At 47.7% G+C, this 22,758-nt stretch carries 19 protein-coding genes; 10 read left to right on the forward strand and 9 right to left on the reverse strand.

Translation table 11 applies throughout. The features are described from left to right. Positions 1-90: 90 nt before the first annotated feature. Complete coding sequence (locus KSW37_RS12575) at positions 91-258, reverse strand: hypothetical protein (RefSeq protein ID WP_217314734.1); 168 nt, start codon at positions 256-258, stop codon at positions 91-93. 601 nt (positions 259-859) lie between these two features. Between KSW37_RS12575 and KSW37_RS12580 the strand changes: the two genes are divergently transcribed. Then, entirely contained in the window at positions 860-1,012 is a 153-nt protein-coding gene (locus KSW37_RS12580; RefSeq protein ID WP_217314735.1) for a hypothetical protein, read from the forward strand. A gap of 80 nt (positions 1,013-1,092) precedes the next feature. Here KSW37_RS12580 and KSW37_RS12585 read toward each other — a convergent pair whose 3' ends face one another. The 3 genes from KSW37_RS12585 to carB form a co-directional block, all read right to left on the reverse strand. Further along, positions 1,093-3,075, reverse strand: a complete 1,983-nt coding sequence (locus tag KSW37_RS12585) for an OmpA family protein (RefSeq protein ID WP_217314736.1) — start codon at positions 3,073-3,075, stop codon at positions 1,093-1,095. 280 nt (positions 3,076-3,355) lie between these two features. Then, positions 3,356-5,545, reverse strand: a complete 2,190-nt coding sequence (locus KSW37_RS12590) for a DNA topoisomerase 3 (protein ID WP_217314737.1) — start codon at positions 5,543-5,545, stop codon at positions 3,356-3,358. A gap of 230 nt (positions 5,546-5,775) precedes the next feature. Continuing rightward, positions 5,776-9,006, reverse strand: a complete 3,231-nt coding sequence (carB, locus tag KSW37_RS12595; RefSeq protein ID WP_217314738.1) for a carbamoyl-phosphate synthase (glutamine-hydrolyzing) large subunit — start codon at positions 9,004-9,006, stop codon at positions 5,776-5,778. A 293-nt stretch (positions 9,007-9,299) separates the two neighbouring features. On the opposite strand from carB, the gene KSW37_RS12600 reads away from it, so the two are divergent. The 3 genes from KSW37_RS12600 to KSW37_RS12610 are packed head-to-tail and all read left to right on the forward strand — an operon-like array spanning position 9,300 to position 12,026. Further along, on the forward strand, positions 9,300-10,037 hold the full coding sequence (locus KSW37_RS12600; RefSeq protein WP_217314739.1) for a (Fe-S)-binding protein: 738 nt from the start codon (positions 9,300-9,302) through the stop codon (positions 10,035-10,037). Continuing rightward, positions 10,034-11,407, forward strand: coding sequence for a lactate utilization protein B (locus KSW37_RS12605; RefSeq protein ID WP_217314740.1), 1,374 nt, complete (start codon positions 10,034-10,036; stop codon positions 11,405-11,407). Before KSW37_RS12600 ends, KSW37_RS12605 begins: the two co-directional genes overlap by 4 nt. 40 nt (positions 11,408-11,447) lie before the next feature. Then, the gene (locus KSW37_RS12610; RefSeq protein WP_217314741.1) at positions 11,448-12,026 is read left to right on the forward strand and encodes a LutC/YkgG family protein; all 579 of its coding nucleotides are present in this window, start codon (positions 11,448-11,450) and stop codon (positions 12,024-12,026) included. A gap of 209 nt (positions 12,027-12,235) precedes the next feature. Here the strand turns inward: KSW37_RS12610 and KSW37_RS12615 are convergent, their stop codons facing one another. The 5 genes from KSW37_RS12615 to KSW37_RS12635 form a co-directional block, all read right to left on the reverse strand. Beyond that, the gene (locus tag KSW37_RS12615) at positions 12,236-13,177 is read right to left on the reverse strand and encodes a GNAT family N-acetyltransferase (protein ID WP_217314742.1); all 942 of its coding nucleotides are present in this window, start codon (positions 13,175-13,177) and stop codon (positions 12,236-12,238) included. A gap of 11 nt (positions 13,178-13,188) precedes the next feature. Further along, positions 13,189-13,629: a sugar 3,4-ketoisomerase gene (locus tag KSW37_RS12620; protein WP_217314743.1), complete on the reverse strand. Its 441-nt coding sequence runs from the start codon at positions 13,627-13,629 to the stop codon at positions 13,189-13,191. Positions 13,630-13,631: 2 nt separating this feature from the next. Continuing rightward, positions 13,632-14,813 (reverse strand): formate-dependent phosphoribosylglycinamide formyltransferase, encoded by a 1,182-nt coding sequence (purT, locus tag KSW37_RS12625; RefSeq protein ID WP_117694418.1) that lies wholly within the window; start codon positions 14,811-14,813, stop codon positions 13,632-13,634. A 61-nt stretch (positions 14,814-14,874) separates the two neighbouring features. Continuing rightward, positions 14,875-15,498: an AAA family ATPase gene (locus KSW37_RS12630; protein WP_217314744.1), complete on the reverse strand. Its 624-nt coding sequence runs from the start codon at positions 15,496-15,498 to the stop codon at positions 14,875-14,877. A 26-nt stretch (positions 15,499-15,524) separates the two neighbouring features. Beyond that, positions 15,525-16,898: an MATE family efflux transporter gene (locus KSW37_RS12635; protein WP_217314745.1), complete on the reverse strand. Its 1,374-nt coding sequence runs from the start codon at positions 16,896-16,898 to the stop codon at positions 15,525-15,527. Between the two features lie 269 nt (positions 16,899-17,167). Between KSW37_RS12635 and KSW37_RS12640 the strand changes: the two genes are divergently transcribed. The 6 genes from KSW37_RS12640 (at position 17,168) to KSW37_RS12665 (ending at position 22,334) form a co-directional block, all read left to right on the forward strand. Continuing rightward, positions 17,168-18,622, forward strand: coding sequence for a S8 family peptidase (locus KSW37_RS12640; RefSeq protein WP_437183131.1), 1,455 nt, complete (start codon positions 17,168-17,170; stop codon positions 18,620-18,622). A gap of 123 nt (positions 18,623-18,745) precedes the next feature. After that, positions 18,746-20,050 (forward strand): exodeoxyribonuclease VII large subunit, encoded by a 1,305-nt coding sequence (xseA, locus tag KSW37_RS12645; protein ID WP_217314747.1) that lies wholly within the window; start codon positions 18,746-18,748, stop codon positions 20,048-20,050. A gap of 236 nt (positions 20,051-20,286) precedes the next feature. Beyond that, positions 20,287-20,481, forward strand: coding sequence for an exodeoxyribonuclease VII small subunit (gene xseB / locus KSW37_RS12650; RefSeq protein ID WP_006847759.1), 195 nt, complete (start codon positions 20,287-20,289; stop codon positions 20,479-20,481). Positions 20,482-20,668: 187 nt separating this feature from the next. After that, positions 20,669-21,685, forward strand: coding sequence for a branched-chain amino acid aminotransferase (locus KSW37_RS12655; protein ID WP_153079366.1), 1,017 nt, complete (start codon positions 20,669-20,671; stop codon positions 21,683-21,685). Between the two features lie 171 nt (positions 21,686-21,856). Beyond that, positions 21,857-22,111: a DUF4160 domain-containing protein gene (locus KSW37_RS12660; protein ID WP_117586454.1), complete on the forward strand. Its 255-nt coding sequence runs from the start codon at positions 21,857-21,859 to the stop codon at positions 22,109-22,111. Further along, on the forward strand, positions 22,050-22,334 hold the full coding sequence (locus KSW37_RS12665; protein WP_228121585.1) for a DUF2442 domain-containing protein: 285 nt from the start codon (positions 22,050-22,052) through the stop codon (positions 22,332-22,334). Before KSW37_RS12660 ends, KSW37_RS12665 begins: the two co-directional genes overlap by 62 nt. Positions 22,335-22,758 lie beyond the last annotated feature (424 nt).

A 22,758-nucleotide genomic window follows, 5' to 3' on the forward strand; every position in this document is an offset into this window, starting at 1 on the left:
ATCTCGTAGGGCAGCCAGCGACGGTTACCGGTAGGGTCGCTCAAAAACTCGGGATGTTGTCCTTGCCTTTTCCGCCTTCGAAGATGCAGGCTACGGCGAAGAGAGGTGCATCGTGCTTGTACGACTTATTCCCCGTTTTCCGGTAAGACTCGGTGAAAACCTGAGTTTCTCATCTTCCTTCATGAAGGTTACCAGGCCTTCCAACTGGCCAGGTGAAGGAATCTTGCTGGCCATGTTAATGAATGTACTGATGTTCATCATCTCCTAAAAATTTTATATTGTTATACAATATATGTATCAGTTATTTGTTTTATTATAGGTAAGCAGATTGTTGAATCTGTTTTACATGGTGCAAAGATAATAAAAAGAAAATAAAAAAGAGTTCCCGTAGTGGGAACTCGTTTATATATATATTTTATTTTTTTTAATAAAATTTTTATATTTAACATCAGTTTTACAGTAGACAAGCAACGACTTATCGAAGCAGCCTTCGATGATGGTTACTTTTTTAATAAATAATACTTTTGAATTGGTTTTTTAAATTAAAAAGTGGAATCCGGCAACCGCCGGATTCCACAGATATCGTAATGTTTTTTTGACGTTTCGCAAGTTTATGCCCCACACGCCCTGAACCAATGGTCACCGGCCGAAGGGAAAGGTAAAGGGCAGAAGCTTCTGGAGCTTTTGGGTCTTCAGCTCGTTCTTGAACCACATGCGAAAGTTCAGCAGTTTATATTCGGGGGATTTGCTGGTAATTCGCTGATAACTTGCAGATTTGTTGCGATTTTCTTGGTGGTTTCGAAGAAAAAGTGTATTTTTGCGGCAGATTACAATCAAAGAATTTTAAAAGAGAACTGTTATGGATACATTGGATAAAGAATTTTGGGAAAAACGTGAAGCAGCTATGAAAAGATTTATGGCAGCTAAAGAACGTAAAAAGACTCGTGTAGCCGAAATCACTAAGAGCCTTTGTGAGGAATCCATATACACCAATTGTGATAAAAACACGTAAAATAAGTAGGGGGCATAAACTTAAACAGACCGATGTGAACGAGAGTTCATCTCGGTCTGTTTAAGTTTATGCCCTTCCTGTCAAAACAATTTATAGGTAGTGCGGAGCACTTTGAACTCGGTTCGGCGGTTCAGCTGGTTGCAGATTTCCTGATGCTCCTTGCTTTGCTTCAGGATAAACTCTTCGCTGAGCACATCGCCTTCCTTGAGCCAAGGATACTTCTCGGTGAGTTTCTTGCGCACATTCTTCGGCTTCTCCTTGCCGTAGCCCACAGGGGTGAGGCGCTCTTTCTCTATGCCGTGTTTTATCAGATAATCTACTACCGATTGGGCGCGGCGCTGAGACAGATGCTTGTTATATTCGCTGTTTCCCTTGTAGTCGCAATGGGCGCTGAGCTCGATGGTAACGTGCGGGTTCTCTTTCAGCAGCGTTACCAGCTGGTCGAGGGCTGTTGTACTGGCTTCGGTAAGGGTTGCCTTGTCGAAATCGTAGAAGATGTTGTCGATGAGTACAGGGGCTGTGATGGAAGCCAGCGGGAACTGGAGCACGTATTCCTTACTCTCTTTAGCCGAATCAACCCGAAGTTCTTCCTTGTGGTTAAGGTAGCCTTTGCAGGATGCCATCACCAGGTAGTCGACATGCGGATTGATAGGGAGGACAAACGAACCGTCGCCCTTGACGGATAGTTTCCTGTTCGTTCCGTCGTTGCCTACGATTCTCACCTCTGCGGCAGGCAGTTCATAACCGTCTTTCTCGTAAACCCATCCCTTCATTGTGGTAACAATCTCCGGATTCTCGAAGGAGTAGATATGATCGTAGCCTCTTCCGTCTTTTCTGTTAGAGCAGAAGAAACCCTGGTTGTGGAGACCCTCGAAAGTCATTCCGAAGTCATCGGCTTCTGTATTCAGCGGATAGCCGGGGTGGGTGAGTTCATATTTCCGGGTGATGGAATTTACTTTGGCGATATAGATGTCGAGTCCACCCATTCCCACATGACCGTTGCTGCTGAAGTAAAAGTCGCCGTTAGGACGGAAGGTTGGGAACATCTCATCGCCTGGGGTGTTGATAGGTTCTCCCAGGTTCTCTACGCCGCCCAGTCCGGCAGGAGTGATGCGCACTCGCCAGATGTCGAGACCGCCCTTTCCGCCCGGCATGTCTGATACGAAATAGAGCCATTCGCCATCAGGAGAGATGGCTGGATGGGCAAAACAACTGAGCGTATCTTTGCTGATTTCCAGATTTGTAGGCTTGCTCCAGGCTGCATCTGAGCGGTTGGAGGTTACTATCTGGGCTAAGCGGGGCGAAGTGGGATCGGTGGTACACTGGGTGAGGTACATCTGCTTGCCGTCTGGGGTAAAGCAGCATGCGCCCTCTTCGTAGTCGGTGTTGAGACCGGTTCCGATGGCTTCCGGCTTGCTCCATTTGCCTTTGTCGTCCTTTTCAGAGAAGAAGATGTCGGCAGATTTCGTTCCCGTCACTCCGTTCATATCGCTGCCCTGGGCTTCGTTGCGGGTTGAGGTGAAATAGAGCTGACTGTTGTCATCGCTGAGGAACATAGGCGAATAGTCGTCTCTTCGGGAATTGAAAACATCCATCCGCTTTACCTTGTACCGGCTTCCTTCCTTCTTCCAGACTGGGGCTTTTCGTGCCGATTCGAGTCCGTTCTTTACCAGCATGTTGTCGGGCATGGAATCGAGCAGGAATTCGAATTCCTTAGCTGCCTGTCTGTAACTTCCGTTCTTCAGGAGAAGCCGGGCGTAAGCCAGGCGGTCGGTGAGGTCCGCCTGCTTGTATCGGATGGCATTGCTGTAGGCAGCCAGTGCCTTTGGCGTACTGTTGATTTTATCATAGCAGCGTGCCATCTTTAGAGCCACCTTGCCTCGGGCAGCCCGCTCTTTGGTAGGTGTTTTGGTGTACACCTTTTTATATTGGGTTGCCGCATCGTAGTATTCGCCTAAAGAAAGATGCTTGTCTGCTTTCTTCAGGTTCTGTTCAATGCCGCAACTTATCAGAAAGAGGCAGCAAAAGACTGTTATGATTTGGTAATATCTAATCTGCTTCATACTGGAACAACTTAATTATTTTACTGAACTTTCGCAAGCAACTCTCCCACACGCCCTGAAAGGGCAGAAGCTCCTAGCCCAGGGCAACGCCCTGGGTCATTATGGACGCAAACCTGTCGCCCTGTAAGGGCAAAAGCTTCAAAGAACGAGGCAATTTATAAGGCTTTTGCCCTTACAGGGCGCCTTGCAGACTGCTACTATACCCAGGGCGTTGCCCTGGGCTAGGAGCTTCTGCCCTTTCAGGGCGTGTGGAGCTTATATGTGAAACTTGAGTTATATCTTATAACATCTGCGAGAATGGCTGGCGATATTGACAGCCTGATTTCCAGTTGCTGCATCCATAGGCGGTCTTGCCCTTGATGATGACGCCCTTGCCGCAGAGCGGGCATGGCTTGCCTACCATTGGGTCGGCTGGAGCCTGAGGAGCAGAAACCGGCTGTGCTGCTGCATTCTGCGTATCTGCATTTTGTGCAGTAGCTTCATCCTTTTTCTTGGCTGGCATCTTCTTAGCAGGAGTCTTTCGGGCAGCCGGCTTCTTGGCAGCCGGTTTCTTCTTGAGGTCTTCCTCTGTCATGATGGTCACTCTCCGGTTGCTGTTGTCTGACAACACATCGATGACTATCTTGTTGATCTGTTCTTTCAGTCCGTTGATGAAGTCGGCAGGATCGTAGGTCTTGTGTTCGATGTCGCGGAGTTTCTTCTCCCAGATACCGGTCAGTTCGCAACTCTTCAGCAGTTCCTCATGGATGGTGTCAATGAGTTCGATGCCTGTCGGGGTTGCCATCAGATTCTTGCGCTGGCGACGGATGTAGTGGCGCTTGAAGAGGGTCTCGATGATGCCGGCACGGGAGGATGGCCGGCCGATTCCGTTCTCCTTCAATGCTGCACGAAGTTCTTCGTCTTCTACGAATTTGCCGGCTGTCTCCATCGCACGCAGCAGGGTTGCCTCGGTATAATACTTAGGTGGCGTGGTCCATTTCTCCGTCAGGGTAGGCTGATGCTCTCCCGATTCGCCTTTTGTGAAGGATGGGAGGGTTCTTTCTTCTACCACTTCCTTCTTGGCACCATTACCTGAGTCTGCATTTCCGTTGGCGTTATCTGAAGCATCATCGTCATCTGCATTCTTTACATCCTTGGCATAGACTACTCGCCAGCCCGGTTCGAGAATCTCCTTACCGCTCACCTTGAACTCTATCTTTTCCGGTTTCGGTCCGTCTTCGTTGATGACTTCGCCCAAAACGGTGGTGGTAGAGAATTTACAATCCGGATAGAACACGCTGATAAAGCGCTTGGCGATGAGATCATACACGTTTGCCTCCATATCGGTGAGTCCGGTTGGCGGAACACCGGTTGGGATGATGGCGTGGTGGTCGGTCACCTTGCTGTTATCGAATACTTTCTTGCTCTTAGGCAACTTCTTGCTGATTGTTGCGAGCTGCTGGATGAGCGGGAGGTATTTCTGCTGACTCATGATCTTTGCCTGACTTACTCCGTTCAGAATCTGCGGACATTTCGGATAGATATCGTCGGTTAGGAACTGGGTATCTACACGAGGATAAGTGGTGTACTTCTTCTCGTAGAGACTCTGGATGAGCTTCAGCGTAATATCGGCAGAGTAGGCAAACTTCTTGTTGCAATCCACCTGCAGCGAGGTGAGGTCGTAGAGATGAGGCGGCGCTTCGTTTCCCTTTTTCTTGCTTACATCTGTAACCGTGAAGGGTTTGCCAGCGATGGTACTGAATGCTTTCTCGCCTTCCTCCTTGCTGGTAAACTTGCCGCTGGTGGCGGTAAACTGGGTGTCGCGGTAGATGGTGGCGAGTACCCAGTAAGGTTCGGAAACGAAGTTGTCGATTTCTTTCTGGCGGTTTACGATGAGGGCAAGGGTAGGGGTCTGCACTCTACCGATGCTGAGCACCTGTTTGTTCTGACCGTATTTCAATGTGTAAAGTCGGGTGGCGTTCATGCCGAGAATCCAGTCGCCGATGGCACGGGAAAGTCCGGCAAGATAGAGTGACTGATATTCCCCCTGGTCTTTCAGTTCCTGGAAGCCCTGCTTGATGGCCTCATCGGTCATGGATGAAATCCACAGTCTCTTGACCGGGCATTTTGCCTGCGCCTTCTGCATCACCCATCTCTGGATAAGCTCTCCTTCCTGTCCGGCGTCACCGCAGTTGATGATGCTGTCGGCAGCCTGCATCAGTTTCTCGATGGTAGCAAACTGCTTCTTGATGCCTTCATCGTTGATGAGCTTGATACCGAATCGCTGTGGAATCATCGGCAACGCCGAAAGGCTCCAATGTTTCCACATCGGAGTATAATCATCTGGTTCCTTCAGCTCACAAAGGTGGCCGAAGGTCCATGTTACTTGGTAACCATTACCTTCCATATAACCGTCGCGTGCCGTGGTAGCCCCGATGATTCGGGCGATATCCTTAGCCACACTCGGTTTCTCTGCTATACAAACTATCATGTTTTATTCTTATTTCTGTTTGCAAAGGTACAATAAAATAATGAGAATGCCATCATTTCAGCTCCTTTTTCTCATGGCGGGGAATAAAATATTCCACAAAAAAGGTCGCCCTGAAAGAGCAAAAGCTTCTTGCATTCAAAGCTTTTGCCCTTTCAGGGCGTGTTCGTATAAAACTGCGAAATTGCAAAGCTTGCGCCTTGCCATGCAGAAATATAAATCTGCGTACGAATTTACTCGTACTCCTGCCAGCTCTTAATCTGAAGCTGGTCCTGGCTCAATGTGCAGAATGCCTCGATGAAGGCGGAAGCCAGACGGGCATTGGTGATCAGAGGAATGTTGTGGTCGATGGCGCCACGACGGATTCTGTAACCATTGGTCAACTCACGCTTGGTATGATTCTTAGGGATGTTGACGATGAGGTCGAACTTGTGGTCAGCAATCATCTGCATCACGTTAGGGAGATCCTTGTGGTCCTCATCAGGCCATCCTACGGCTGTAGCCTTCACGTTGTTCTCGTTGAGGAACTTCGCTGTACCGGCTGTAGCGTAGATGGTGTAACCGTTCTTCACCAAAGCCTGGGCAGCGTCGAGCAGAGAAGCCTTCTCCTTGGCACCACCGCTTGAAAGCATAATGCCCTTGTCCTTTGAAGGAATCTTGTAGCCGGTGGCAATCAAAGAGTTGAGCAATGCCTCCTCGAAAGTATCACCCATACAACCTACCTCACCGGTAGAACTCATGTCCACACCCAAAACTGGGTCGGCGTTCTGCAAGCGGGCGAATGAGAACTGTGATGCCTTCACACCCATGCGGTCGATATCGAAAGCAGACTTGTCTGGCTTCTGATATGGAGCATCGAGCATGATGCGTGTAGCCGTCTCGATGAAGTTGCGCTTCAATACCTTGCTCACGAATGGGAACGAACGGGATGCACGGAGATTACACTCGATAACCTTCACATCGCGACCCTTAGCCAGGTACTGGATATTGAAAGGACCCGAGATGTTGAGCTCCTTGGCGATGGCACGTGAAATCTTCTTGATCTGACGGGCTGTAGCGAAGGAAATCTGCTGGGCAGGGAAGGTCATGGTTGCGTCACCAGAGTGAACACCTGCATACTCTACGTGCTCTGAAATACCATACTCTACAATCTCACCGTTCTGAGCCACACCGTCGAACTCAATCTCGTTGGTCTCTGTCATGAACTGGGAGATAACCACTGGGTACTCCTTAGAAACTTCAGAAGCTGCCTCCAGGAAGCGACGCAACTCATCATCATCGTGGCAAACGTTCATGGCTGCACCGGAAAGGACGTAAGATGGACGAACGAGAACAGGATAGCCTACCTCGTCGATGAACTTCTGAACATCCTCCATTGAGGTGAGGGCGCTCCACTTAGGCTGGTCGATGCCGAGCTTATCGAGCATGGCAGAGAACTTACCGCGGTTCTCGGCACGGTCGATGTTTACTGGAGATGTACCCAGGATTGGCACAGACTGGCGATGGAGCTTCATAGCCAGGTTGTTTGGAATCTGACCACCTACTGAAACAATCACACCACGTGGTGACTCCAGGTCGATGACATCGAGTACACGCTCGAATGAAAGCTCATCGAAGTAGAGACGGTCGCACATATCGTAGTCGGTAGATACGGTCTCCGGGTTGTAGTTGATCATGATTGATTTGTAACCCAACTTGCGTGCTGTGTTGATGGCGTTTACTGAACACCAGTCGAACTCTACAGAAGAACCGATGCGGTAAGCACCCGAACCGAGAACGATGACAGACTTCTCGTTCTTGTAGTAGTTGATGTCGTAACCCTCTACGGCGTAAGTCATGTAGAGATAGTTGGTGAGGTCAGGATGCTCGCTAGCCACGGTAGGGATGCGCTTTACGGCAGGCAGAATGTTCAGCTTCTTACGCTGGGCACGAACTGCGAGCACCTCCTTCTCCATATTGGTGTTCTGAGTCTTCAATACGAAGCGGCCAATCTGGAAGTCAGAGAAGCCCAATACCTTAGCCTCGCGCAATACCTCGGCAGGAATCTCCTCCAGAGTATTATATTCAGAAAGCTTGTGCTTGTAATCTACGATATTCTTCATGCGCTCGATGAACCAAGGGTCAATCTTGGTCAACTCCTCGATGCGCTCGATGGTGTAACCTTCCTCCAAAGCCTGGGCGATGGCGAAGATACGGAGGTCGGTAGGATTAGAAAGCTCCTCATCCAGGTTATCAAACTTGGTGTGGTCGTTGCCTACGAAACCGTGCATTCCCTGACCAATCATACGGAGACCCTTCTGGAGCATCTCTTCGAATGAACGGCCGATAGACATGATTTCGCCTACAGACTTCATGGAAGAACCAATCTTGCGGCTTACACCGGCAAACTTGGTGAGGTCCCAACGAGGAATCTTGCAAATCATATAGTCGAGTGATGGAGCCACATAAGCTGAGTTAGGAGTACCCATCTCGCCAATCTGGTCGAGCGTATAACCGAGGGCAATCTTAGCTGCAACGAAGGCGAGCGGATAACCGGTAGCCTTAGAAGCGAGGGCAGAAGAACGGCTCAAGCGAGCATTGATTTCGATGATACGGTAGTCGTTGGTCTCAGCATTGAAAGCATACTGGATGTTGCACTCACCCACGATGTTGAGGTGACGGACGCACTTCACGGCGATGTCCTGCAACATCTTCACCTGCTCGTCGGTGAGAGAACAGGTAGGAGCCACAACGATAGATTCACCTGTATGGATTCCGAGTGGGTCGAAGTTTTCCATAGAGGCAACGGTGAAGCAGCGGTCGTTCGCATCACGGATGCACTCAAACTCAATCTCCTTCCATCCCTTCAGACTCTCCTCAACGAGTACCTGAGGTGCGAAAGTGAATGCCGATTCAGCAATCTCCTTGAACTCCTCTTCAGTCTTGCAGACACCAGAACCGAGACCACCCAGCGCGTAGGCAGAACGGATCATGATAGGGTAGCCGATGTTGCGTGCCGCAGCCACAGCCTCCTCCATGTTCTCGCAAGCGTGGCTTACAGGAACCTTGAGGTCAACCTTGTTGAGCTCCTTTACGAAGAGGTCGCGGTCTTCTGTGTTCATGATTGCCTCTACCGAGGTACCCAACACATCCACACCATACTCCTTGAGCACACCTTTGAGGTAAAGTTCTGTACCAACGTTCAAACCCGTCTGGCCACCCCAAGCGAGCATAATGCCGTCAGGGCGCTCCTTCTTGATAATTTCAGTTACAAAAAAAGGTGTCACCGGCAAGAAATAAACCTTGTCAGCAATACCTTCACTTGTCTGAATTGTAGCAACGTTTGGATTAATGAGGACGGAACTAATACCCTCCTCGCGCAAAGCCTTGAGAGCCTGCGAACCGGAATAGTCAAACTCACCTGCCTGGCCGATCTTCAAAGCACCGGAACCCAGAACGAGGACTTTCTTAAGCTGTTTCTTCATCATTTATATAACTATAAGTTTGTTCTTTATATGTCTTATTATTTATGTTTTTAGCAACTAAACTGTATTTGCGTTAGTTCACAAATGGTAGACACTCTATTTCTAGTTGCAAAGTTACGCTATTTATTTGATTATTCCAAATTTTCTGCAAATCTTTACAGTTAAATAACATCAATTATTATTATTTCTTCTCTAGAATGTCGTATTTTTGCAATTATTTTGTTACTTTTGCAGCGACTTTTAGTCATGTAGAAAAAGAATAAAAAATAGCAAACAAGATAATTATAACAACAATGAAAGTCGGATTATTCGTCCCTTGTTATGTGGATGCCCTTTACCCTGAAGCGGGTGTGGCTACATACAAGTTGCTTAAGCATTACGGACTAGACGTGGGTTATCCCGAAAAACAGACTTGCTGCGGTCAGCCAATGGCTAATGCCGGTTTTCAGTACAAGTCGGAGAAGGTCATAGAGACATTTGATGAGCTGTTCAAGGATTACGATTATATCGTAGCTCCTTCTGCCTCATGTGCTGCTTACGTAAAGGTGTATTATCCTAAAATTCTTGAGGGTAAGCACGAGTGTATTTCCTCAAAGAAAATCATGGATGTTGTGGAGTTCCTTCACGATGTGCTGAAGGTGGATCATGTCCCGGGCAAGTTCCCTCATGTGGTGAGTGTACACAACAGTTGTCACGGTGTGCGCGAACTGGGATTGTCATCTCCTTCTGAGCGCCACATCAAGCCTTTCAACAAAATCATCGACTTATTAAATATGGTGGAAGGCATTACTGTCCACGAACCGGAGCGCAAGGATGAGTGCTGCGGATTCGGCGGTATGTTCTCTATTGAGGAACCTGCCGTTTCTACCCGTATGGGCGAAGATAAGATCAAGCGCCACATGGCTACAGGTGCCGAGTATGTAACGGGTCCGGATTCTTCCTGCCTGATGCACATGGCTGGAATCGCCAAGAAAGAGAAGATGCCAATCAAGTTTATTCATGTTGTTCAAATATTAGCTGCAGGACTATGAGTACAGAACATTCCAAGAGAGCTGCGAAGTTTACGCAGAACGTAGAGAAGACCACCTGGCACGACGCTACCTTCTGGTCTGTTCGTCAGAAGAGAGATAAGATGGCGCAGGAACTTCCTGAATGGGAAGATCTCCGCGAGCATGCATCTGAAATCAAGATGCATACGATTACCCATCTCGCCGATTATTTGGATATGTTTTCCAAGAATCTGGAGAGCCGCGGGGTAAAGGTGCACTGGGCAAAGGATGCACAGGAATTTAATGAGATTGTGCTCGGTATTCTGAAAGACCATAACGTGAAGAAGATGGTGAAGTCGAAGTCGATGCTCACCGAGGAGTGCGAGATGAATCCTTATCTGGAGCAGCACGGCATTGACGTGGTGGAGACCGACCTGGGTGAGCGCATCATCCAGCTCTTGCATCAGAAGCCTAGCCATATCGTGATGCCTGCCATCCACCTGAAGCGTGAGGAGGTAGGTAAGATGTTCGAGGAGAAGGGAATCTCCAAGGAAATCGGCAACTATGATCCTACTTATCTGACCCGCTGTGCCCGTCATCATCTCCGCGACCAGTTTATGGAAGCTGGAGCTGGTATGACCGGATGTAACTTCGGTGTGGCTGCTACCGGCGATTGCGTGGTTTGCACCAACGAGGGTAATGCGGATATGACCACTTCCATGCCTAAGCTCCATATCGTAGCGATGGGTATCGAGAAACTGGTTCCTGATTATAAGTCTTTGGCTGTATTCCAGCGCCTGCTTTGCCGCTGCGGTACAGGTCAGCCTACCACCACCTATACCTCTCATTTCCGTCAGGCTCGTCCGGGTGCTGAGATGCATGTGGTATTGGTGGATAACGGCAGAAGCGACATTCTTGCTGATAAGGACCACTGGCAGACGTTGAAGTGTATGCGCTGCGGTGCCTGCATGAACACCTGTCCGGTTTATCGCCGTTCGGGTGGTTACAGCTACACCTATTTTATTCCGGGTCCTGTAGGTGTGAACCTGGGTATGCTGAAGAATCCGCAGAAGTACAGCGATAATGTTTCGGCATGTACTTTGTGCTTGTCGTGCGATAATGTCTGTCCTTCCAAGGTAGGACCGGGTTCTCAGATTTATGTCTGGCGCCAGAGTCTGGAGAAGTTGGGTAAGGCTGATCCTGTCAAAAAGGCGATGTCGAATGGTATGAAGTATCTCTTCGACCGTCCTGCGCTCTACACCACAGCCCTGAAGTTTGCTCCGCTTGTCAATCTGGTTCCTGAATGCTGTACGCACTTCAGCAATTGGAATGCCTGGGGCATTGGTCACGCCATGCCTGAGTTTGCAAAGAAGAGTTTTCATCAGCTTTGGAAAGAAGGAAAGGTGAAGTAGTGGGTAATCATAAAGTTCAAAGTTCAAAGTTCAAATTTCAATGTTAAAAGAAGATTTCCTGAACAAGTTGCGTAAGAATACGCATGTTCAATTCGATATGCCTGCCGTTGATGTGAAGGGTATTCAGTATGAGGATACCTTGAAGCAGTTTATTGAGATGACGGAATCGGTAGGTGGCCATGTGATAGAGGCGAAGAAGGGTGAGAGTCTGGATGATCTGGTGAAGAAGGCTTATCCGGAAGCCAAGGTCTTTGCTTCTCATCTGCCAGAAATCACGATTGCCCAGAAGAATCCTGATACGGTGGCTGAGGCTAACGACCTGAATGGTACTGATGTGGGTATTGTCCGTGGTGAAGTGGGTGTTGCTGAGAATGGCTGCGTCTGGATTCCTCAGACCATGAAGGAGAAAGCTGTGCTCTTTATCTCAGAATATATTGTGATTTTCCTCGAAAAAGAGAAGATTGTGAACAATATGCATGAGGCTTATGCCCGTATTGAGATGGATCCGAAGTACAATTTCGGTACTTTCATCAGTGGTCCTTCCAAGACTGCCGATATTGAGCAGGCCTTGGTGATGGGTGCGCAAGCTGCTCGTGGTGTGACAGTTATACTGATTTAGTTTATAGTTAAAAGTTGATAGTTTATAGGGCTTAGCCGTTCGCAAGATTGCTATAAACTATCAACTTTCAACTGACAACTATAAAAAATGGGCTGTTAACTGTTAACCTGTTAACCCCTGCAAATAAGTTAATTGTTAAAAGTTAATAGTTAATAGGGCTTAGCCGTTTGCAAGAGTGCTATAAACTATCAACTTTCAACTATCAACTATTATAAGCTCCATTCGTAAGTATCATAAACCACTCCTCTTCCTCCAAACCCTTCTTTCTGATAGATGAGGCTGGCATTGAGTACCTTTCCACCATCTTCATTAGAAGTACCGAAATCGAAATAATCAAAATCCTTATATTTTGTTTTAATGAGATTCTGAAACAAGGCATCGAGTGCATGCGCCTTCTTTCCTTCTTCTGATGCGGAAATATACTGCGTGTGAACCACCTTCCTGCTGATGTACAAAACGGTTCCGCCTAGCATCTTGCCTGATTCTTCTCGGGCAACATACAGTTTGATATTGTCAGGGAAAGATGTTTTCAGTCTGCTCATCTCTTGCAAGGTATGAACAGGATGAGCCTGATAGGTGTTCATCAGGTTTTCGGTTAAGATGCTCCAGAACGTTTCGTAATCTTCGCTTTCTTCGATGAAAATTCCTTTTTCCAGGGCTTTCCTTGCACCCGACTTCCTGATATTATACCATTTCAGCGGATGCTGAAGGTCGATGACAGCCGAAATGTTTCTTGCGCAGATTTGTGCCTGGCATTCTTTGAAGAGGGCATAGAGGTCTTCTTCGGCAGGCTGTTGCTGGTAAATCCAGGGAATTGGCTTGTAGATGCACTTTCGGAAACCAGCTTTCTTCAGGTACGTGTTGATGGCAACGAAAACCTGACAGATATTATCTGTTGAGGCATGTTCGGTAGTAAGCAGTCCTGCATAGGTGAGCCCCTGATGAGAATAGAAAATATCTCCGTCCTCATTGGCAGGGAGCAAGGCATAGAGCTTGTCGTTGCGGAAAATCATCAGAGAATGGTCTATGAAACGATCGCTGTGATAATCCATGTACGAGCGGTTGAGAAGGAAGGTGGCGTTGCGCGCCTGGGCTACATAAGCATTCCAGACCTCCTTGTCAGCATCGGTGTATTTTCTGATCTCAAACATGATATTTAGCGTTATTGATTCTCGGTTTTTGAGAGATTTTGGCTGTTTTTCGAACTGACGAATCTGAGATATTCGTCATATTCGCGTATATAGTCTTCCTCTTCAAACTTGTGGGAAGCCAGGACCAGACACAATGAGCCGGAAGAGAAATCATCCAGTGTTCGCCAGATATTGACATCCACGAACAGTCCCTCCCAAGGATGGTTGAGATGATAGGTCTTCTTCTGCTCTCCATTATCCAGCGTCACCGAAAAGGAACCGCTGGCTGCTATGATGAACTCCTGGCATTCCTTGTGAGCATGGCCCCCGCGACTTTCTCCGCCCGGAACATCATAGGTCCAGTAGGTCCGGGCAATGGCAAAGGGAATATGGGTTTCTCCCTCTGCCACTGTCAGGTTGCCTCTAGGGTCGAATATCTTGGGTAATGTGATAATTCTTCCTAATTCTTTCATATTTATTTTTTCATATAAGGGTCGGTTCCCAATACGGTCTTTGCCAGACGCTTTGCCTTGTCGCGGAGCTGATTGAGGTCATCGCCCTTCTCGCCGTAGCAGAGAACAACGCCCATTCTTCTTCCTACGTGAGCCTCTGGCTTGCCGAAGATACGGATGCGGGTGTGATCTTCCTTCAGCGCATCGAGCATGTTGTAGTTCAATGGCTCGGTACTTTCCTCAGGAGAGAGGATAACGGCTGAACAGCCGATGTGCTCCAGATGGATTCCGGCGATAGGCAAGCCCATCACGGCACGGAAATGGAGCTCAAACTCGCTCAGGTTGGTGGTGTGACCCAAGGTTACCATACCTGTATCGTGTGGACGAGGACTCAACTCTGAGAAGATGACTTCGCCCTGCTTGCTCAGGAAGAACTCTACGCCCCAGAGACCGGCACCAGTTAATGCCTTGGTTACTTCACCTGCAATATGCTCAGCCTTCTTCAAAGCCTCCTCTGGAATCTGGAATGGCTGCCAGCTCTCGCGGTAGTCGCCGCCCTTCTGTACATGGCCGATAGGTGGACAGAAGAGGGTAGGACCGTCTTTCTGGGTGACGGTGAGGAGAGTGAACTCTGAATCGAAGTCGATGAATTCCTCGATGATAACTTCCTTCACGTCGCCACGACCTTCTTCCATTGCTTCCTTGTAAGCCTCCTTCAGTTCATCATCGTTGTGAACATAGCTCTGTCCATGACCGCTTGAACTCATCAGAGGCTTCACTACGCATGGGAAACCAATCTCATCGGCTGCGTTCTTAAATTCTTCGAAAGTCTTGGCATAGAAGTACTTGGCTGTGCGCAGCCCCAGTTCCTTGGCAGCCAGGTCGCGTATGGCACGGCGGTTCATGGTGTAGTTTACGGCACGTGCAGAAGGCACAATCTGAATACCCTCCTTCTCGAAGTCGAAGAGTCGCTCGGTGCGGATAGCTTCAATCTCAGGCACGATGATGTCTGGGTGATGTTTCTCTACCACTGCGGTCAATGCGTCGCCATCGAGCATCGAGAACACTTCCCGCTCGTCGGCTACCTGCATGGCTGGTGCATTGTCATACTTGTCGCAAGCGATGACGTATTGTCCTGCTCGCTTTGCGGCGATGGTAAATTCTTTGCCCAGTTCGCCTGAGCCCAAAAGCATAATCTTCTTCATTTATATGATGTTTAATATTTTATGTCCCTAAAATTAATCACTAATAATTAATCACTAATAATTAATCACTAAGTCCGAACTTTTTTCTGATAAATTCTGCGATAAACTTCTCTGTTTCTTCGATTCCCAGATGGCTGCTGTTAATGCAGAGGTCGTAGCTTTCGCTGTGGCCCCACTTCTTGCCTGTATAGTAATCGTAGTAAGAGGCGCGCTGCTCCTCATGGCTTTCGATAAACTTGCGGGCGCTGGCTCTGTCGATGTCTTTTCGCTTGCACACAGCCTTGATGCGGTCGTTGATGTTGGCGGTGATGAAGATGTTGATCACGTTCTTATAGTCACGCAGCACATAGTCGGCGGTTCTGCCCACAAACACGCAGTTGCCCTCATCGGCAGCCTTTCTGATGGCGTCGCTCTGGAACTTGTACAGACCTTCCTGTGAGAAGTCGTTGTGATAGAAATTGTTATCGCTCAGGAAGGGCAGATGGGTATGGAAGAGAGACTTGAAGAATCCCTTCTGCTCATCGTTCTGCTCGAAGAATTTCTCAGAGAATCCACTCTCCTTGGCGGCAAGGTTCAGCAGCTCACGGTCGTAACATTTGCAACCGAAATCTTCAGCCAACTTCTCGGCGATGATATGGCCGCCGCTTCCTATCTGGCGACCCACGTTTATGATAATCTTGGTCATAAGTATAAAATTTTAGCTGTTAACTGTTAACTGTTAACTTTCATGTTTTCTCTATGTTGTTTCTTCAACTTGTTCATGTACCATGACATTACGATTGCAGCGATGACTGCGGCCGAGAAGTCGGAGATAGGCATACTGTACCATACGCCGTCGATGTCCCAGATCATCGGAAGGAAAGCCAGAAGCGGCAGAAGGATGAGCAACTGTCTCGACAAGGAGAGGAAGATGCTGATCTTTACCTTTCCGATGCACTGGAAGAAGTTGGTGATGACCATCTGGAATCCGATGACCGGGAAGCAGAACATCACTACTCTGATCGCCTTAATGCCCAAGTCTATCAGCGTTTTATCCGTAGTAAAGAGTCTTGCGCAGTAGTAAGGCAGGAACATCGCTATCAGCCATCCCGTTACCATGATGGCGGTGGCAGCAATGATGCTCAGGTTCAATACGCGCATCAGTCGGTCCAGTTTCTGTGCTCCGTAATTGTAGCCGGCGATAGGCTGCATTCCTTGGTTTACGCCGAATACGAACATCACGAACACCATTGCAATACCATTGGCTATTCCGTAGGCACCCACGGAGAGGTCGCCTCCGAAACGCACCAGCTGGTTGTTGATGAAGATGACGATGATGCAAGCGCACACGTTCATCAGGAACGGCGAAATGCCGATGGCGAGGATGTTATCTACGAGTTTCCTCTTCAGTTTGTAGATTCCTTTCTTGAAGTGGAGCAGCTCGCTCTTGTTGCTGAAGAGCTTGAACTGCCACATCAGCGCCATCAGCTGCGATAGGATGGTGGCGATGGCGGCACCCTGTATTCCCCATTTGAAGACGAGGATGAAGAGGGCATCCAGTATCACGTTCATCACCACCGTGAAGATGGTGGCGTACATCGCCTGCTTGGGCTTGCTCGCTGCTCGGAGCAGGGCGTTCATGCCGAAATACATGTGGCTCACCACATTGCCCAGCAGGATGATGACCATATACTCATGGGCATAGATGAGCGTCTGGTCGCTAGCTCCGAAGAATCTCAGGATAGGGTCGAGGAAGAGCAGACAGATGATGCTCAGTCCGATACCGATGATGAGATTCAGAGAAATCGTGTTACCCAGAATGTTTTGCGCTGTGGCATAATCTTTTTGTCCCAACTTCACGCTGATGGCAGTAGACGCTCCTACGCCTACACCGGCTCCGAAGGCAGCGGTGAGGTTCATGAAGGGGAAGGTGATGGCGAGACCAGAAATGGCCATGGCTCCTACACCCTGACCGATGAATACTCGGTCTACGATGTTGTAGAGTGAGGCGGCGGTCATCGCAATCATCGCTGGCAAGGCATACTGAACGAGCAGCTTGCCCACCGGCTTCGTACCTAATTCTAATGTTGCTTGTTTATTTTCCATTATGTCTTTTTATTGCCTCGTAGACGCTCGCCCTGCTTCTTTCTGAAACCAGCCGCGGCGGCTACTTGTCTGCAAAAGTACAAAAAATATCTGATACCTTATTATATATATGAGAAAAACTTGCATTTCTCGATAAAAACTTCTCTTTTCCTTTGGCGTTTTCGTACAATTTCTGTACTTTTGTACTTTAGAATAAACAATTCAACTCATTAACAAATGCAATACAGAAAATTGCAGCAACAACAATAACAAACCGGACTACCGATATAATGATGAAAAAATATTTAATGCTTTATGCATTCTTAATGACCGCTCTCTCTTTGTTTGCTCGCGAAGACAGGGTTAGCAATTTTGAGCAGCTGATGCGGTTGCCCCGCATCGCCGAAACCGATATGGTGTCGTATCCGGGAGGCAAGTGTATGCTGTATCGTCTTTATCTCAGAGACAAAGACCTCAGTCACACTCCCTTTTCGGTAAGTCGCCCTGCAGATTTTCTCTCTTCCCGTTCCATAGAACGCAGAAAGAGACAGAATCTGCCCATCGATGTTACCGATTTGCCTGTGGCTCCTGCTTATGAGCAGGCTGTAAGCGATGCAGGCATCGAGATTGTGGGCAAGAGCAAGTGGAACAATACCCTGCTGGTCCGCATTCATAAGGAGAAGGAACTCCGCAAACTGGATGAACTAGATTTCATCACCCGGAAGATGAAAGTCTTCTCTGCTCCCGATTCTGTCAGTCAGCGCATCAGAAGCAGTGTGCGCAAGGGCCTGAACGATTGGGTTGGTGGAGTAGGCGAATATGGTGCTGCCGATGCGCAGATCCAGTCGCTCAACGGCAAGCGCATGCATGCTGCCGGATATTTAGGCAGGGGAATGATGATTGCTGTTTTCGACGGTGGATTCATGAATGTGGATAAGATTCCGGCGCTGCATGATATAAAACTGGCGGGCGTAAGGGACTTTGTGGTTCCTCAATCCAAGAATGTTTTTGCCGAGATGGAGCATGGAACGATGGTGCTTTCTACCGTGGCAGCCAACGAACCCGACAGATTCGTGGGGGTGGCGCCTAATGCTCAATATCTGCTGGTGCGCTGTGAAGATGAGCGCACAGAGAGTCTGGCTGAAGAGGATTACTGGGCTTTTGCCGCTGAATATGCTGACAGTTGTGGCGTGGATGTCATCAATTCCTCGCTGGGCTATCATGGCTTCGATGATGCGTCAACCAACCATCATTATTATGAGCAGGATGGCAATTCTACCCTCATCTCCCGCACCGCTTCGATGTGTGCTGACAAGGGAATCATCTGTGTCAATTCTGCCGGAAACGACGGAATGGGAAGCTGGAAGAAAATCAATTTCCCTGCCGATGCACGCAATATCCTTACCGTGGGAAGCGTGAACGAAATGGGCGAGAATGCGGCTTTCAGTGCCGTGGGACCTACTGCTGACGGCAGAATCAAGCCTGATGTGATGGCTTACGGAAGTCCTACCTGCGTGATTACGGGCCGTGGAAATATCATCAATGATAACGGAACGTCTTTCTCATCTCCGCTCATCGCCGGAATGGTGGCGTGTCTCTGGCAGGCTTTGCCTCAGAAAACGGCTAAGCAGATTATGAAACTCGTGAGATTGGCTGGCGATAATCAGCAGCACCCCGATAATGTTTTCGGATATGGTGTGCCTGATTTCTGGAAGGCTTATCAGATGGGGAAAGCGATTAAGTAAACTTGGAACTTTGAACTTGGAACATTGAACTTTATGATTAGCTTTGCTGCTATATGATAAGGGAAGTTCCAGGGGGCTAAGTACCAAGTAATAGTATTCATAAAGTTCAAAGTTCAAAGCTCAATGTTCAAAGTAAAAAGATGTTCTCTCTATGAATTAAACTCGATGGTCCGCGACGTCATTTCGATGTCCTTGCCCGACAGCTATTGGGTGGAAGCGGAACTCTCCGAGGCTCGCGAGGGCTACGGAGGCCACTGCTATCTGGAACTCATCGAGAAGGATGAGCGGTCTAATACGCCCATTGCCAAGGCGCATGCCTCCTGCTGGCGAAACCGATGGATGTTCATCAAGCCGAATTTTGAGCGCATCACCGGACAGCGTATTCATGCCGGAATGAAAGTGCTGCTGAAAGTGCACGCTCAGTTTCATGAGAACTATGGTTTCTCATGGATTGTTGACGATATTGACCCTAACTATACGATGGGTGATATGGCGCGCAAGCGACTGGAAATCATCAATACACTGAAAGCAGAGGGGGTGTTCGAACTTCAGAAGGAGTTGGTGCTCCCGATGTTCTGTCAGCGCATCGCCGTCATTTCCAGTGCTACGGCTGCTGGATATGGTGATTTCTGCAACCAGCTTGCCGATAATGATTATGGTCTGCAGTTTCAAACCCGCCTCTTTCCGGCTACGATGCAGGGCGAGGGGGTAGAGCAGAGCGTGATTGCTGCCCTTGACAGTATCAATGCCGAATGGGAGCAGTTTGATTGCGTGGTCATCATCCGTGGCGGTGGTGCAACGAGCGACCTCTCGGGTTTCGACACCTTGGCGCTTGCTGAGAATGTGGCAAACTTCCCGCTGCCTATCATCACGGGAATAGGACATGAAAGGGACGAGAGTGTGCTGGATATGATTTCTTTCCAACGTGTAAAGACACCGACAGCCGCTGCCGCCTTCCTCGTCAACCATCTTACCGAGGTTTATGCTCGTGTAATGAATGCGCAGGAGGCCATTGTGCAGAATGTGAAGCATCGTCTGCAGGTGGAGAAGATGAGGCTAGACAGACTGAGCAACACGATTCCTGTTCAGTTTTCACTGGTGAAGACGAAGCAGGGTGCTTATCTCGACCGTCTGATGAGCCGTTTAAGCACAAATGTCCAGTCGAAAATATCGGAAGCCGAGCGCCATTTCGAGATTCTTTCCCAGAATATCCAGCCGATATTGGAAAGAAAAATGCTCAATGAGAGTCATCGTCTTCAGCTTCTTCAGCAGCGCATCCAGGCGCAAGACCCCGAGTTGTTGCTGAAACGCGGTTACAGCATTACGCTGAAAGATGGCAAGAGCATCCGTTCTGCCTCAGAACTGAAGTCCGGCGACATCATCGAAACGAGGTTTGCCGAGGACAATATTAAATCGGAAGTGAAATAATTCCCCATACGCCCTGAGACGTTAGGAATTTCCCATACGCCCTGAGGCAATAGGAATTCCCCATACGCCCTAAGGCAATAGGAATTCCCCATACGCCCTGAAAGGGCAGAAGCTCCTAGCCCAGGGCAACACCCTGGGTAATAAAGGACGCAAACCTGTCGCCCTGAAAGGGCAAAAGCTTTAAAATATCCACTGTTAACTGTTAACTCTGTTAACTCCAAAACAAAAATAAAATTATGGAAAAAGAAGAAATGAAATACGAACAAGCCGTAAGAGAGCTTGAGGAAATTGTAGAAAGAATGGAGAATGATGAACTGGATATCGACCAGCTCTCCGAGCAGTTGAAGCGTGCCAAAACCTTGGTGAAGCTCTGCAAGGACAAGCTCACCAAGACTGATGAGGAAATCAAAAAGCTCCTCAGCGAGGATTGATCCGCTAAAAGGACCGGCGCAAGAACGAAAAAGAACCCATAAATTGGCAAAAATATGCCTCAAAATGGCGGAAATACGTAAAATAATAACGTTTCTACTAAAATTATTGTAAAATAGTTGCAGATTAATAGAATATTTTGTACTTTTGCATTCAAAATATTAGTAGAACATTAAAAATATAGATGTTATGAAAGACTTAGATTGGTCTAATTTGTCATTTGGCTATCGCCAGACTGACTACAATGTTCGCTGTTACTATCGCGACGGCAAATGGGGCGAAATAGAAGTTTGCTCTGATGAGTATTTGAAATTACACATGGCTGCAACCTGTCTGCACTATGGCCAGGAGGCATTCGAGGGCTTGAAGGCTTATCGTTGCCCAGACGGTAAGGTGCGCGTGTTCCGTATGGACGAGAACGCTAAGCGCTTGCAGAGCACATGTCGCGGCATTCTGATGCCAGAGGTGCCTACAGAAATGTTCGAGGAAATGGTGAAGAAGGTGGTTCGCCTCAACCAGGAGTGGATTCCTACCTACGAGAGTGGTGCTACGCTCTATATCCGTCCGCTGCTCATCGGTACAAGTGCTCAGGTGGGTGTTCATCCTTCTAAGGAGTATTGCTTCCTTATCTTCGTAACTCCAGTGGGTCCATACTTCAAGGGTGGATTCTCTACCAACCCATACGTCATCATCCGCGATTTCGACCGCTCTGCTCCTCTCGGAACAGGTATCTATAAGGTGGGTGGAAACTATGCTGCTTCCCTCAGAGCCAACAATATCGCTCACGAGAAGGGTTATGCCTGCGAGTTCTATCTCGACGCTAAGGAGAAGAAATACATGGATGAGTGTGGTGCTGCCAACTTCTTCGGAATCAAGAACAATACATACGTTACTCCTAAGAGTACATCTATCCTCCCTTCTATCACCAACAAGAGCTTGATGCAGTTGGCTGAGGACCTCGGTATGAAGGTTGAACGCCGTCAGATTCCTGAGGATGAGCTGGATACTTTCGAGGAGGCTGGTGCATGCGGTACTGCTGCCGTAATCAGTCCTATCAGCTACATTGACGACTTGGATACAGGCAAGCGCTACAACTTCGGTGAGAAGCCAGGTCCTATCTCTAAGCACCTCTATGATACGCTCCGCGGAATCCAGTATGGTACCATCGAGGACAAGCATGGTTGGACAACCGTAGTTATTGAGTAATCAATGACTTCTTTATTGCGTAAAAACCAATATTAGAAATATAATTATGATCAGGGCACTTTGAGGAGTTCACGCTCCTTGGAGTGCTTTTTTTATGTCTTTTTTCTTGGAAGTTTCATAAAAATATCGTAACTTTGCCCGCAGAAATATAACTTCTTAAATAAAGAGGATATGAGTCCTAAATTTAAAGAAATAAATGGCTTTGTGTTCAAGATCTATTCCAATGAGGAAAAGAGAATGCATATTCATGTCGTTAAGGCCGAAAATGAAGCAAAGTATTGGCTTGAACCCAATATTGAACTAGCAGAAAATTTCGGATTCAATACTAAAGAATTAAGTTTTATAGAAAAAATACTTAAAGATTATGGAGACGATTTTAAAATCAAATTCGCAAGACACACAGGTAAGCGTCTTGATGATAAATGATAAAGGCATTATGCTTTCTGTGAAAGGAAACGATTATTTCATATCTTATAATCGGATTCCTTGGATGAAGAATGCATGTATTTCTGATGCTCTTGATGTGCAGATGAGTGGAAGGAATGCCATAGAGTGGCCTAAATTGGATGTAGATTTAGAAATAGAGAGTTTAAAGCATCCTGAGCGTTATCCTCTTATTATGAAGAGAAATGAAATGGAAGTTTTATAGAGTCTCAAATAAAAACACAGAAAGCCTCTCAGCATCGTTTTGCTGAGAGGCTTTCTGCCTTTTTATGCCTGGGGGTTAACAGAGTTAACAGTTAACAGCTGTTTTTTTCGATACTCCCCCTCGCGCGTACCTTATTATAATATAATATATATATACTTATTTTTATATGTGTGTGGGGTACCATGCATTTTTGGGGTGTTAACTGTTAACCTGTTAACCCCTCGCTCTTTTTTCCCGTTTCTATGCTTTGCGGGGCGCAAGTCATAGAGTTGCGGGGAAAGAAACTATGAGTTAGATTTTTTAACATAAAGCTCTAAAGCAGCCAAAGGAGAATAAGAGAGGTTGGAACGTAAACAGTTGGGAATGAGTAGATTTGCACAAAGTTGCCAAATCGCCATAAAGCAAGCGAGTGAGGAATATTGAA

The organism is Segatella copri (genome assembly GCF_019127135.1).
In the GTDB taxonomy this organism is placed as follows: Bacteria; Bacteroidota; Bacteroidia; order Bacteroidales; family Bacteroidaceae; genus Prevotella.